The sequence below is a fragment of the Butyrivibrio sp. WCD3002 genome, from assembly GCF_000424265.1.
GTDB lineage: Bacteria > Bacillota > Clostridia > Lachnospirales > Lachnospiraceae > Butyrivibrio.
This window is the reverse complement of sequence record NZ_AUJO01000028.1, coordinates 1-13,124: the sequence shown is the minus strand read 5'-3', so window position 1 is coordinate 13,124 and position 13,124 is coordinate 1. Positions and strand designations below refer to the sequence as shown.

Annotated in this window: 11 protein-coding genes; 10 read left to right on the top strand and 1 reads right to left on the bottom strand. The window is 42.2% G+C overall.

The window, feature by feature from the left end; all coding sequences use genetic code 11:
* Positions 1-121: 121 nt before the first annotated feature.
* The 6 genes from G608_RS0115925 to G608_RS21540 all read left to right on the top strand — a co-directional run bounded on the left by G608_RS0115925 (position 122) and on the right by G608_RS21540 (position 8,105).
* Complete coding sequence (locus G608_RS0115925) at positions 122-1,393, top strand: glucose-1-phosphate adenylyltransferase (RefSeq protein WP_026496841.1); 1,272 nt, start codon at positions 122-124, stop codon at positions 1,391-1,393.
* A complete protein-coding gene (gene glgD / locus G608_RS0115920) occupies positions 1,393-2,511 on the top strand; it encodes a glucose-1-phosphate adenylyltransferase subunit GlgD (protein WP_026496840.1) in 1,119 nt (372 codons plus the stop codon). Before G608_RS0115925 ends, glgD begins: the two co-directional genes overlap by 1 nt.
* 26 nt (positions 2,512-2,537) lie before the next feature.
* Positions 2,538-2,858, top strand: coding sequence for a septation regulator SpoVG (gene spoVG / locus G608_RS21545; protein ID WP_051209438.1), 321 nt, complete (start codon positions 2,538-2,540; stop codon positions 2,856-2,858).
* 96 nt (positions 2,859-2,954) lie between these two features.
* Positions 2,955-3,545, top strand: coding sequence for an aminoacyl-tRNA hydrolase (gene pth / locus G608_RS0115910; RefSeq protein WP_026496839.1), 591 nt, complete (start codon positions 2,955-2,957; stop codon positions 3,543-3,545).
* Positions 3,542-7,111: a transcription-repair coupling factor gene (gene mfd, locus G608_RS0115905; protein ID WP_026496838.1), complete on the top strand. Its 3,570-nt coding sequence runs from the start codon at positions 3,542-3,544 to the stop codon at positions 7,109-7,111. The genes pth and mfd overlap by 4 nt, the downstream gene beginning before the upstream one ends.
* Positions 7,112-7,145: 34 nt before the next feature.
* Positions 7,146-8,105: a prephenate dehydratase gene (locus tag G608_RS21540; RefSeq protein ID WP_051209436.1), complete on the top strand. Its 960-nt coding sequence runs from the start codon at positions 7,146-7,148 to the stop codon at positions 8,103-8,105.
* Positions 8,106-8,192: 87 nt separating this feature from the next.
* Here the strand turns inward: G608_RS21540 and G608_RS0115895 are convergent, their stop codons facing one another.
* Complete coding sequence (locus G608_RS0115895; RefSeq protein ID WP_026496837.1) at positions 8,193-8,495, bottom strand: hypothetical protein; 303 nt, start codon at positions 8,493-8,495, stop codon at positions 8,193-8,195.
* Positions 8,496-8,701: 206 nt separating this feature from the next.
* On the opposite strand from G608_RS0115895, the gene G608_RS0115890 reads away from it, so the two are divergent.
* From G608_RS0115890 to G608_RS23690, 4 genes are all read left to right on the top strand, one after another.
* Entirely contained in the window at positions 8,702-10,015 is a 1,314-nt protein-coding gene (locus G608_RS0115890; RefSeq protein ID WP_026496836.1) for a transglutaminase domain-containing protein, read from the top strand.
* A 147-nt stretch (positions 10,016-10,162) separates the two neighbouring features.
* A complete protein-coding gene (locus G608_RS0115885) occupies positions 10,163-11,005 on the top strand; it encodes an undecaprenyl-diphosphate phosphatase (RefSeq protein ID WP_035795951.1) in 843 nt (280 codons plus the stop codon).
* A gap of 37 nt (positions 11,006-11,042) precedes the next feature.
* Positions 11,043-12,239 (top strand): pyridoxal phosphate-dependent aminotransferase, encoded by a 1,197-nt coding sequence (locus G608_RS0115880; protein ID WP_026496834.1) that lies wholly within the window; start codon positions 11,043-11,045, stop codon positions 12,237-12,239.
* Between the two features lie 91 nt (positions 12,240-12,330).
* Complete coding sequence (locus tag G608_RS23690; RefSeq protein WP_196810228.1) at positions 12,331-12,936, top strand: DUF6465 family protein; 606 nt, start codon at positions 12,331-12,333, stop codon at positions 12,934-12,936.
* The last annotated feature ends 188 nt before the right edge of the window (positions 12,937-13,124 follow it).

The window sequence follows — 13,124 nt, the reverse complement described above, 5'->3', positions numbered from 1 at the left end:
ATGTGATGTCAAAAGCTCATAAGTGTGTTATACTTTTTTTAGAATTTTAATCTTTTTTTCTCGATTAAAATTAGTTTTAATTAACATTACATAATTTTATATTTAACATCGAGGTCTTAACATGATAAAAAAAGAGATGATAGCTATGCTGCTCGCAGGGGGTCAGGGCAGCAGACTTGGGGTTTTGACAGCTAACATGGCAAAGCCGGCAGTTTCGTTTGGCGGTAAATACCGTATCATTGACTTCCCGTTAAGTAATTGTATCAATTCGGGTGTAGATACAGTAGGTGTTCTGACTCAGTACAGACCGCTGCGTCTCAATTCTCACATAGGAATTGGTATTCCGTGGGATCTCGACCGTAACATCGGTGGAGTATCCATTCTTCCTCCCTATGAGAAAAGTGCAAATAGTGAATGGTATACCGGAACGGCTAACGCAATTTTCCAGAACCTTGAGTACATGGAGAATTATCATCCGGACTACGTACTTATCCTTTCAGGTGACCATATTTACAAGATGGATTACGAGACCATGCTTGATTTCCACAAGGCAAACGGTGCTGACGTAACTATCGCTGTAATGCCTGTGCCGATTGAAGAGGCCAGCAGATTTGGTATTATGATCACCGATGAAGACAGGAAGATCGTAGACTTCGAGGAAAAGCCTGAGAAGCCTCGTTCAAATCTTGCATCCATGGGTATCTATATCTTTTCATGGGAGTCCCTTAAGGAAGCGCTTATAACAAATCAGGATCAGCCTGGTCTTGACTTTGGTAAGCACATTATTCCTTATTGTAAGGAAAAAGGGCAGTCACTCTATGCCTATGAGTTTGACGGCTACTGGAAAGATGTAGGAACGCTTACCTCATATTGGGAAGCTAACATGGAGCTTATCGACATCGTTCCCGAATTCAATCTCTATGAAGAGTATTGGAAAATATATACAAGTAATGATGTTCAGCCGCCGCAGTATCTTGGACCTGACAGCTCTACATCCAGATGTATCATCGGAGAGGGCGCTGAGATTTACGGTGAGGTTCACAACTCTGTAATCGGCCGCGGCGTTAAGATCGGTAAGGGCACTGTTGTAAGCCATTCGATTATTATGAACGGAACTGAGATCGGAGAGAACTGTAACATCGAGAAGGCTGTGATTGCCGAGAATGTCAAGGTTGGCAACAAGGTTAAGCTTGGCGACGGCGATGAGGTTGAGAATGAGACCAAGCCCGGAATTTACAGGGACGGAATCGTAACTATCGGAGAGAAATCTGTGGTTCCTTCTGGAGTAACAGTTGGTAAGAACACAATGATCTCCGGCGTAACTACCGAAAAAGATTATCCGGATGGATGTCTTGCAAGTGGAAGAACATTAGATAAGGCAGGTGATAGGTAGTGAGAGCGATTGGAATTATTCTTGCAGGTGGCGGAAGCAACCGCATGCGCGAACTTTCAAAAAACAGAGCAGTGTGTGCTATGCCCGTTGCCGGATTTTACAGAAGTATAGATTTTGCACTTAGCAATATGACCAACTCCCACATTCAGACTGTGGCTGTTTTCACCCAGTATAATGCGGGCAGTCTTAATACGCATCTCTCATCCTCCAAGTGGTGGGATTTCGGACGTAAACAGGGTGGGCTTTATGTTTTCACTCCTGCTGCTAAGGCAAGCGGAAATCTTTGGTACAGAGGAACTGCAGATGCCATTGCACAGAACATCAGCTTCTTAAAGAGCTGCCATGAGCCTTATGTGGTAATCACATCAGGTGACTGTGTATACAAGATGGATTACAACAAGCTCCTTGAGTATCATATCGACAAGCAGGCAGATATAACGGTTGTATGTAAGGATATTGCAGCCGATATAGATGTTGAGAGATTCGGTACTCTTAGAATGAACGAGGAGAGCAGAATCGAGGAGTTTGAAGAGAAGCCTGTTGTAGCACGTTCCAATACGGTTTCCTGCGGCGTCTATGTAATAAGACGCAGACAGCTCATCGAGCTTATCGAGAAGGCGCAGACCGAGGAAAGATTCGACTTCGTAAGAGATATTCTTGTTAGATACAAGGATATGAAGAGAATCTACGGATATAAGATAAAATCCTACTGGAACAACATCGCTTCCGTTGAAGATTACTACCGCACCAACATGGATTTCTTAAAGCCTGAGGTTCGTAACTTCTTCTTTAATGAATATCCCGGTGTATATACCAAGGTCGTTGACCTGCCACCTGCAAAATATAATGTGGGAGTTAAGGTTTCAAACAGCCTTGTATCAAGCGGATGTATCATAAACGGAACAGTTGAGGATTCAATAGTCTTCAAGGGAGCTTTCGTTGGGAATAACTGTTATATCAAGAATTCGATCATTCTCAATGATGTTTACATCGGAGACAATACACATATTGAAAATTGTATAGTAGAGAGCCATGGAACTATCCAGGCTAACTCATATTATAAAGGCGAAGGCGACATAAAGATTGTTGTAGAAAACAACGAACGCTATGTAATTTGACATCAATGAAAAGGGGGTTCATTTAGATGAATATTACAGATGTAAGAGTAAGAAAAGTAGCAAAACAGGGTAAGATGCGAGCTATTGTATCGATAACACTGGACAATGAATTTGTAATCCATGATATCAAGGTTATCGAAGGCGATAAGGGTCTCTTTATTGCAATGCCAAGCAAGAAATCAGCTGACGGTGAATATCGTGATATAGCCCATCCTATCAACTCAGACACCAGAAAGCATATCCAGGACGTAGTCCTTAAGGCATATGATGAGGCATCTGATGAGGTGATAGATTCAAGACCTGCAGAAGATCCTGAACCTGTTACCGGCGTTGGAAGCGTATTCTAAATCAACAATTCTATGCTATTATGGGGAGTGACAATAGTCATTCCCCATTTTAATTTCTGCGAAATTGCTATTTTATTTTTATTGATAGAGGTATTTATGTATTTAATTGCAGGACTGGGTAATCCAGAGAAAAAATATAACGGAACAAGACATAATATAGGCTTTGGAGTGATAGACTATCTATCTGAAAAATACGATATTGACCTTACAGAGATGAAGTTTAAGGGTATGTATGGTAAGGGAAGGATAGGTAATGAAAAAGTAATTCTTTTAAAGCCTCTTACATATATGAATCTTAGCGGCGAGTCCATAAGACCTGTTGCAGATTATTTTAAGATTGATACAAAGACTGAGCTCATAGTTTTATCTGATGATGTGGAGCTTGATCCCGGTATAATAAGGGTTCGTCCCGGCGGAAGTGCCGGCGGACATAACGGACTTAAAAATATCATCGCCCAGCTTGGGCACAGTGATTTTGCAAGGGTGAGAGTCGGTGTCGGAAAAAGACCCAGACAGATTGACATGGTGGATTGGGTTCTTGGACATTTTGATGATGAAGATACTGTTTATATGAAGGAAGCTATTGAACATGCTGCAGATGCTGTCAGCGTTATTATGGAGCAGGACGTTAATGCAGCCATGAATAAGTGGAACGGCGTAAAGCCTGACAGAGAAGAGGTCAAATGAGAGCAATCGAAGCCCCGCTTAGCGAGATGGAGGAATTTCAGAAACTTAATAAATACCTGGAAAAGCCTTTTGCCTGCGCGGAAGTAGCCGGGTGTGTGGATTCTCAGAAGCTTCATCTGATAAACGGATTAAGTAAGGATTTTAAATACAGAATCATAGTCACCTACAGTGATATCAGGGCAAAAGAGATTTTTGAGGACTATAAGTTCTACGACAGGAATGTGACGGTCTATCCCGCTAAGGATCTGATTTTTTATCAGGCGGATATTCACTCCAAGGAAATCGTAAAGGAGAGAATAAGAGCCTTAAGGAGACTTATCGAGGGAAGACCTGTTACTGTGGTCACCACATTTTCGAGTCTTATGACTCCCCAGATCCCAATTGATGTAATAAAGAAAAATGTAATAAGCATAGACAAAAGAAAGCCTGTGAATGAGAGAGAGCTTGCAAAGGAGCTTGTTCGCATAGGCTATTCCAAGGTTTATCAGGTAAGTGCCCCGGGAGAATTTTCAGTCCGCGGGGATATTATTGATGTCTTTGATCTGACAGAGGAGAATCCCTACAGAATAGAGCTTTGGGGTGATGATGTTGAGAACATCAGAAGCTTTGATATCATGTCCCAGAGGTCAATTGATAAGCTTGAGTCCATTGAGATTTATCCTGCAACAGAGATTATCCTTACAGATGATGAGCTTAGAAGCGGTCTTAAGAAGATTGAAAAAGAGACCAAGGATGTCTACGAGGCACTTCGGGCAGTGTTTAAGACAGAGGCGGCACATCGTATAAAGACTTCCTTTGAGGAGCTTAAGGAGCAGCTTCTTGAGCTGGAGCTTGAGGTGAACCTTGAGAGCTATATCAGATATTTTTATGATGATACGGTAACTCTTCAGGAGCTTTTCCCTGCAGGTAAAACCTGTATTTTCATAGATGAACCGCTTCATGTACTTGAGCATGCAAATGCTGTTCAGGAAGAATTCAGAGAGAGCATGGTTCATAGAGCAGAGAACGGCTATGCACTTCCGGGACAGATGGGGCTTTTATATTCCACTGAGGAGTGTATTGCCAGAATGAGAAGCGTAAGGCGTGTATCTGTAGCTTCTCTGGCTGCGCCAAAGGGACTTAATAAGTTTGAACCGGAGCAGACCTTCGAACTTCATGCAAGGAGCATTGCGCCATATAACAACAGCTTCGAGGCTCTTGTTCACGATCTTAAGGGTTTTATAAAAAATGGCTACAAGGTACTTATCCTGTCCGGTTCAAGGACGAGGGCAAAGCGTCTTGTAGATGATTTAAGAGATAATCAGATCACCTCCTTTTACAGTGAAAATCCCATGAGAGAGCTGGAAAAGGGCGAGATAATGACCTATTATGGCAGGATTCTTAAGGGCTTTGAGTACACGGACATTAAGTTTGCTGTCATTTCGGAAAGCGATATTTTCTCTGAGAGGAAGAAGAAAAAGAGAAGAAAAGCAAAATACAGTGGCGAGAAAATATCCGGATTCTCAGAGCTTAACGTGGGTGACTACGTGGTTCATGAGTATCATGGTCTGGGAATTTATCAGGGAATTGAGAAAATTGAGACCGACAAGGTTGTGAGAGATTACATAAAGATAAGCTATGCAGATGGCGGTAATCTCTACGTTCTGGCCACAGGTCTTAATGTAATTCAAAAATATGCCAGCGGTGATGCGGGAGCTGAGGGCAAAGGAAGAAAGCCCAAGCTCAATAAGCTTGGTACCGGAGACTGGAAGCGTACCAAGAACAAGGTAAAGGCAGCAGTTGAAGAGGTTGCAGAGGACCTTGTTGAGCTTTATGCAAAAAGGCAAAACAGCAGCGGCTTTAAGTTTGGCGAGGATACAGTCTGGCAGCAGGAATTCGAGGAAGCCTTTCCTTTTGATGAGACAGAGGATCAGCTTGGAGCAATTGCCGACACCAAAAACGATATGCAGTCTGACCGTATCATGGACAGACTTATCTGTGGAGACGTGGGCTTTGGTAAAACAGAGATTGCAATAAGAGCAGCATTTAAGGCTGTACAGGATGGTAAGCAGGTAGCGGTTCTTGTTCCTACAACGATTTTAGCGCAGCAGCACTACAATACTTTTTCTGAGAGAATGAAGGACTTCCCTGTAAGGGTTGATATGATGTCCAGATTCAGAACCTCTGCCGAGCAGAAGAAGACTGTTGAGGATCTTAGAAAGGGGCTTGTGGATATAGTGATAGGAACCCACAGGCTTTTATCCAAGGATGTGACCTATAAAGATCTTGGCCTTTTGATAGTTGATGAGGAACAGCGCTTTGGAGTAACCCATAAGGAGAAGATTAAAAAGCTCCGGGAAAATATAGATGTACTTACTCTTTCCGCGACACCTATTCCAAGAACCCTTCATATGTCGCTTGTTGGTATCAGGGATATGAGCGTACTTGAAGAGGCGCCTCAGGACAGACGACCTATTCAGACCTTTGTCTGCGAGTACAATGATGAGATGGTAAGAGAAGCTATCTCAAGAGAGGTTTCACGAGGCGGACAGGTTTACTATGTTTATAACAGGGTAAATGATATTGCAGATGTGGCCGCAAGAGTGCAGAAGCTGGTTCCTGAAGTTAATGTATCCTTTGCCCACGGTCAGATGAAGGAATCTGAGCTTGAGAGGATAATGTATGACTTTATTGATGGCGATATAGATGTACTTGTTTCTACCACCATCATTGAGACGGGACTTGATATTTCAAATGCAAACACCATGATCATTCATGATGCAGACCAGATGGGACTTTCACAGCTTTATCAGCTGAGGGGGCGCGTTGGACGATCAGACAGAACCGCCTATGCCTTTCTAATGTATAAGAGAAACAAGCTGCTTAAGGAAGTGGCTGAAAAGAGACTTTCAGCTATCAGAGAGTTCACGGACTTAGGCTCAGGCTTTAAGATTGCCATGCGTGATCTTGAGATAAGAGGTGCAGGTAATCTTCTTGGAAAAAGCCAGTCAGGACACATGGCTTCCGTTGGATATGATCTGTACTGCAAGATGCTGGGCGAAGCTGTCAGGCGAAAGAAGGGTGAAACAAAGGATGCAAATCTTGAGGATTTCACCACCAGCGTTGATATAGATGTGGATGCATTCATTCCCAGCGATTATATTGTTAATGAAGAACAAAAGCTTGAGATTTACAAGAGAATTGCCGGCATAGAGAATGAAGGTGACAGGGATGATATGAGGGATGAGCTTAGGGACAGGTTTGGAGATATTCCCGAGTCCGTAGATAACCTTATAAGAATATCTCTTGTTCGTGAAAAGGCTCACAATCTCTATGTGCTTGAGCTTAAGGGCGGAAACGGTGAAGTGACTATTAAGCTAAACAATAATGCAAGGCTTAACGCAGCTGCTATACCGGAATTTATTTCATCCTATAAGGGAAACATGGATTTCAGGGCGGCATCATATCCGTTGTTTATCTATAAGTACATAAAGGATTCACTGACAGAGAAGGCAGAGCGCAAGCTCCTACTTGATGTTGAGAGTATAATAGAAAAGATGGAGATGCTGGCGGAGAAGGAACAGTAACTAACAGGCAGATTAAAGTTTTGACGGGAGCAGTATGGCAGACGAAATTCAGATTATAAACGAAAAATACATAAATCAGCTAAGGGAGAGAGTTGACAGAAAGCTTGGGGAAAATAACGGAGCCTGTGAGCCTCTTGACCTTGCTCTTAGAAGAGAGAGAAAACCCATAGAGAATCCAAGGGTTGTTTATCAGGGCGAGCCGGGAGCCTACAGTGAAATGGCAGCCATCGACTTTTTTGGAAAGGATGTAAACAGTGAAGGTCTCGTTCACTTTGAGGATACCTTCAGACAGCTCCAGGATGGAAGCGCTGATTACGCGGTTCTTCCTATTGAGAATTCATCAACCGGCGCAATTCGTCAGGTTTACGACCTTCTTGCCCAGTATGAATGCTACATGGTTGGGGAAACTACAGTTAAGGTAAGGCATAACCTTATGGTGCTGCCGGATGCTGAAATGTCTGATATCAAGACGGTTTTCTCCCATGAACAGGGACTTTTCCAGTGCGAGCAGTTCCTTAATTATCATCCCGAGTGGGAGAGAGTGCCTCAGGCTGATACGGCAGGCTCTGCAAGAATGGTGGCTGAGCTTAAGGATAAAAGTAAAGCCGCTATCTGTTCTTCAAGAGCTGCAGAGATCTACGGCCTTAAGATTATCGAGAAGGAGATAAACACCAATACCAACAACACCACAAGGTTCGTGGTTGTCTCCAAAAAGCTTGAGCTTAGGGATGGAAGAGATAAGATCTGTATAAGCTTTAAGACTGCTCATAAAGCCGGTGCTTTGCATGAAGCTCTTACGGTATTCAGGATTTACGGACTGAACCTTGTAAGGCTTGAGTCGAGACCTATCCCGGAGCACAACTGGGAGTACATGTTCTTTGCGGAATTCACGGGAGACCTGACAGGCCCAGATATGAATACAGTTGTATGGGCCCTGATGTGTACCGTAAGTGACATTAGAATATTTGGAAATTTCAAATCCAATCTTGAATGAATATAATTAAAATAAAACTGCCAAAGTACCCTGATATACGGAACTTTGGCAGTTATTTTATGTGAATTATTGATCTTCGTAAGGCTTTTATGGACGGCGTATCTCGCATTTTTGGTTAGCACCGTGGCGAATCTCATTTTTGCGGCATCTGAAAACTTCGCCCTTTACAAGCTCTATTATCTGTCCGCCATCCTCTGCCAGAGCTCTTATCACCTGTGCATAAAAATCCTTATAATCCTCTTCTGTCATGGATATGACAAAATCATGATGCTGATGGTCTGTTGAAATAACGCAGGATTTATACATATTGTCATAGTGGATGCCGTAGAATTTACAGATTTCATCCTGAAGGACATTGTTTGCATTAATACAGTGCATTGCGATATACATTTGCCACCTCCATAAGAAAACTTAATAACCCTTGTAATAATTATAATGTTTGAAAAATCAAATATAAAGTGTTTATTTTATAATAATTTTATGTATATGAGTGTTTTTTCATAATTGTTATACGGCGTCGATGTTATAATTTAATAGGGGACAAGTGTCCCCTATTTTTAATGGATTAAAAATACAAATTACAGGGAAGTAATGATATGGCTAAGAAAAAAGATAAGGAAGAAGTTTCCGAAGAAGTAAAGGAAAAAAAGAAAAAGAAGAAGGTTAAGAAGGTCGACGTCGCCCAGAATTTTTTGTATTGCATTCTGGGGCTGATGCTTGGTCTTTTTGCGCTTATGGGGATGTGTATTGCAAGCCCCGAGTTTAGCAATATGATCGTGGACCTTGCAACTGCCGTGAAAAATGCGCCGGAGCCTGAAGTCATCGTAAAGGTGGAAGAGCCTGAAGGCGAAGAGGGAGAAGAAGGCAAAGAGCTTGCTTCCGCGGAAGGAGAATCAGGTGATGCTTCTGATGGCAGCAGTGTAACTGTTGAGACTGCTCAGGAAAATGAGGTCAAGAGCACAGAAGCTGCTGCAGAGCCTCAGGAGATAAGACCAATTGTCACAATAACAGATCCAAGTCAGGTGGTTATTGCCGATGATACAGCTGCTGAAGAGGTATCTGAGCCGATAATAGTCCCTGAGGAGTTTACGGGGAAAAGTGACTATGTAGACCTTGAACCTGATATTGTTGATATTGATTCCAAGGAACAGGCTGAGCAGATAACAAGGCAGACAGGCTATGGTAATACAGGTGATGGCCTCAGCTTTGATGCAGGTATTTATCCCTATTACAATATGCTTGATGAGAAATCAAAGGCGCTCTACAGACAGGTCTATGCCAATGCCATGGATTTAAATGCAGCCTTTAAGCCTGTGGAGCAGATGGGAATGCTTGATATTGAAAATGTAATATCAAGTGTGTCCTATGATCATCCCGAGCTTTTCTGGCTGGATACCACTTTTTATACGGAATATGATTTCAGCGGAACAGCCATTAAGATAGAGCTTACTTTCTATGACAGGCTTGGAGATATTCAGAGTGCAAAGCTTGAGTTTGAATCAGCGGCAGAAGCTGTTGTAGCTGCAGCCGGAGCACTCCCGACTACTATAGAAAAAGAGGCATTTGTTCATAATTACCTTGCGGATAAGCTTACCTATAAGCATAACTCTCTTGATCAGAGTGCCTACAGCGGAATAGTTGATAATTACACTGTTTGTGCCGGATATGCGAAATCCTTCCAGTATCTTATGCAGAGGCTTGGCGTTCCTACATATCTGTGCGTTGGAAGGGGAGCAAATGAGCTTCATGCATGGAATGTGATAAACCTGGACGGAGCATATTATAACGTGGATTGCACCTGGGATGATCAGGATCCTGTTATCTATGATTTCTTCAACGTAAATGATGATGATAACTATTTCCACACTCGAATGTTCCAGTCGGTGAATCTGCCGCGTTGCATAAATTAAAGGGACAAATACCTGAATTAAAGAAGGAAAGGTTAAATTTATAATGACAGGGCATCAGTTTATTAGCATAAATTGATGCCTTGTTTTTTGTTTTAAAATAAAATATGCTACTATTATTTAGAAAATTTTGAAGTAATATGAGGAGGCATGGTAATGCTGAATTTAATTAAGGCAGTTTTGTTTGGTATTGTTGAGGGAATTACGGAGTGGCTTCCTGTCAGCTCCACCGGTCATATGATCCTTCTTGATGAAATAATCAGGATGGATGTAACACCGGAGTTTTGGGAGATGTTCCTTGTGGTTATCCAGCTCGGAGCCATAATGGCCGTTGTTATCCTTTTCTGGAATCAGATTTTTCCTTTTGATTTTTCCAAGAAAGCAAGAGAAGAGCACAGAGTTATGCGTAAGGATATATGGATACTTTGGGGCAAAATCCTTATCGCCTGCGTTCCTGCTGCTATAGTGGGAGTTCTCTTTGATGATGTATTTGATGCTCTTTTTTATAACGGTCCCTGCGTGGCAATTGCGCTTATTGTTTTTGGTATTGGCTTTATCATTATTGAGAATGTCAATAAAAATAAGACTCCAAAGATTGATTCACTGGAGAAGATAGATATTAAGACAGCACTTCTTATTGGAATATTCCAGCTTATTGCTGCAATCTTCCCGGGAACTTCAAGATCCGGTTCAACAATCCTTGGAGGTCTGATGATAGGTGTTTCAAGGACAGTAGCTGCTGAGTTTACATTTTTCCTGGCTATTCCCGTAATGTTCGGTGCAAGCCTTCTTAAGCTTCTTAAGTTTGGTCTTGCTTTTTCAGGATCCGAGCTTGCTATTTTGCTGGTTGGAACGGTTGTTGCTTTCGTTGTTTCCATACTTATTATTAAGTTCCTTCTTGGATATATCAGAAAGCACGACTTTAAGGTCTTTGGCTGGTACAGAATCGTTCTTGGTATTATTGTTCTTGCTGTTTTTGTTATGTTCAGATAATTATGGAGATTTGAAAAAAGACTAAAGGGGAAAGCTTATGAGCACGCAGTTATCTTCCAGGATGAAGAATATAAGCGCATCGGCAACAACAGCGCTTTTTGCAAGAGTTGATGATATGAAAAGAAGCGGTATCGACGTGATATCGCTAAATGTCGGTGAGCCGGATTTTCCTACGCCTGAAAATATAAAGGCAGAGGGCATAAAGGCTATCGAAGATGATTTTACAAAATACACCAATGCAAGGGGTATCGCATCTTTAAGGGAAGCTATCCTTAAGAAGGTAAAAGAGGATAACGGTGCTGAGTATTCTATGGACGAGGTTACGGTGACAACAGGGGCCAAGCAGTCCCTGTCCGCAGCACTCATGGCAGTTGTAGGTGACGGCGATGAAGTAATAATACCCATACCCTGCTATGTAAGTTATCCGGACATAGTTAAATTGGCCGGAGGGACTCCTGTTTTCGTAAGGAGAAATGAGGACTTTTCCCTTGATCTTGAAGCAATTGCTGAAGCAGTTACTTCTAATACTAAAGCAATAATTATCTGTAGCCCGGATAATCCTACCGGTGCTGTCTACAGCGAGGAGTCTCTTAGAAAGCTCGCTGATATCGCGGTGCAAAATGATATATTCATCGTTTCCGATGAGATCTATGAAAAGATTATTTTTAGCGGTAATAAGCATTTTTCATTATCTTCAATCCCCGAAATAAAAGACCGGGTTATTCTGGTTAACGGTTTTTCCAAGACATATTCAATGACAGGCTGGCGCCTTGGCTATCTGTGTGCAAGAAAGGATGTCATATCGACGGCTGTGAAGGTACAGAGCCAGACTACAACCACACCTCCAAGTATCTCACAGATTGCAGCGGTTGAGGCTCTTACAGGACCTCAGGACTCTGTAAGCGAGATGGTGGCTGAGTTTGAAAAGAGAAAAGACTTTGTGGTAAAGGGACTAAATGATATCCCGGGAGTTAAGTGCCATGACATTCAGGGTGCGTTCTATGCATTCTTTGATCTTAGATCCTATATCGGTTCTAAGACAGAAGATGGCACAGTAATTGAAAACGACAGCATGCTTTGCGAATATCTTCTTGAAAAAAGTCATGTGGCCATCATGCCCGGAAGTGCTTATTTTGCCCCTGGTTATGCGAGAATTTCCTTTGCATCATCCATGGAGGTGCTAAAAAAGGCGCTTAAAAGAATTAAATTGGGCTTAAGTGCGCTTAAATGTTGACTTTTTGTCGTAATTGTACTAAACTCAAAAACGTAATATTAAATTTGCTAAAGCGCACAATTCTTTGTGCCCCAAGGAAAGAGAGGGAGATATGGCGGACGACAAGTTGAGAGAAGCAGCTTTAAAGCCGATTGCGACTATCAAAAAACCGGTAATTGCTGCAGAAAAGAAGGAAGAAGTTAAGCCTGCAGAGGCAGCAAAGACTGAGGAGAAGAAGGAAGCACCCAAGAAGGCAGCTACAAAGAAGACAGAGGCTAAGAAGCCTGCTGCAAAGAAAGCGCCTGCTAAGAAGACTGCGACAACCAAGACTGCTGCCGCAAAGAAGGAAGAGCCTAAGAAGACTGAGGAGAAGCCCGCAGCTAAAAAGGCACCTGCTAAGAAGACTGAGACCAAGGCTGCTGCAAAGCCTGCAGCTAAGAAGGCACCTGCCAAGAAAGCCGCTGCAAAGCCTGCAGCTAAAAAGGCACCTGCTAAGAAGGCTGAGACAAAGAGTGCTGTTAAGTCTACTATCGTTCTTCAGTTTGCAGATAAAGAATTTACATACACAACTCTTGCTGACAATGCAAAGAATGTATATGTATATGATATGGGTGGAAAAGAGGCTGACATCAAGACTCTTGATATCTATGTAAAGCCTGAGGAGACAAAAGCTTACTTCGTAATTAACGGAAGCATTAACGGCGAGTTCAATCTTTAATCCTCAAGAATTTAATATGATCAGACGTTCTATCCCCGGTGAGAAATTTTCTCACCGGGGATTTTTTGCTTATAGTAAGAAATCCTATTTTAGCGCTAGCGTAAATTTTCACTCGGATTAAATAAAACACAAGAGAACACCAAAGTCTGATAAAGTTAAAGGTGACTAAACCAAACTATAAAAGACAG

What these genes read in the sequence shown, in the direction of transcription:
- G608_RS0115925 (WP_026496841.1), top strand. Translation starts at nt 122, where the DNA reads ATGATAAAAAAAGAGATGATAGCTATGCTGCTCGCAGGGGGTCAGGGC.
- spoVG (WP_051209438.1), top strand. Translation starts at nt 2,538, where the DNA reads ATGAATATTACAGATGTAAGAGTAAGAAAAGTAGCAAAACAGGGTAAG.
- pth (WP_026496839.1), top strand. Translation starts at nt 2,955, where the DNA reads ATGTATTTAATTGCAGGACTGGGTAATCCAGAGAAAAAATATAACGGA.
- mfd (WP_026496838.1), top strand. Translation starts at nt 3,542, where the DNA reads ATGAGAGCAATCGAAGCCCCGCTTAGCGAGATGGAGGAATTTCAGAAA.
- G608_RS21540 (WP_051209436.1), top strand. Translation starts at nt 7,146, where the DNA reads ATGGCAGACGAAATTCAGATTATAAACGAAAAATACATAAATCAGCTA.
- G608_RS0115895 (WP_026496837.1), bottom strand. Translation starts at nt 8,495, where the DNA reads ATGTATATCGCAATGCACTGTATTAATGCAAACAATGTCCTTCAGGAT.
- G608_RS0115890 (WP_026496836.1), top strand. Translation starts at nt 8,702, where the DNA reads ATGGCTAAGAAAAAAGATAAGGAAGAAGTTTCCGAAGAAGTAAAGGAA.
- G608_RS0115885 (WP_035795951.1), top strand. Translation starts at nt 10,163, where the DNA reads ATGGTAATGCTGAATTTAATTAAGGCAGTTTTGTTTGGTATTGTTGAG.
- G608_RS0115880 (WP_026496834.1), top strand. Translation starts at nt 11,043, where the DNA reads ATGAGCACGCAGTTATCTTCCAGGATGAAGAATATAAGCGCATCGGCA.
- G608_RS23690 (WP_196810228.1), top strand. Translation starts at nt 12,331, where the DNA reads ATGGCGGACGACAAGTTGAGAGAAGCAGCTTTAAAGCCGATTGCGACT.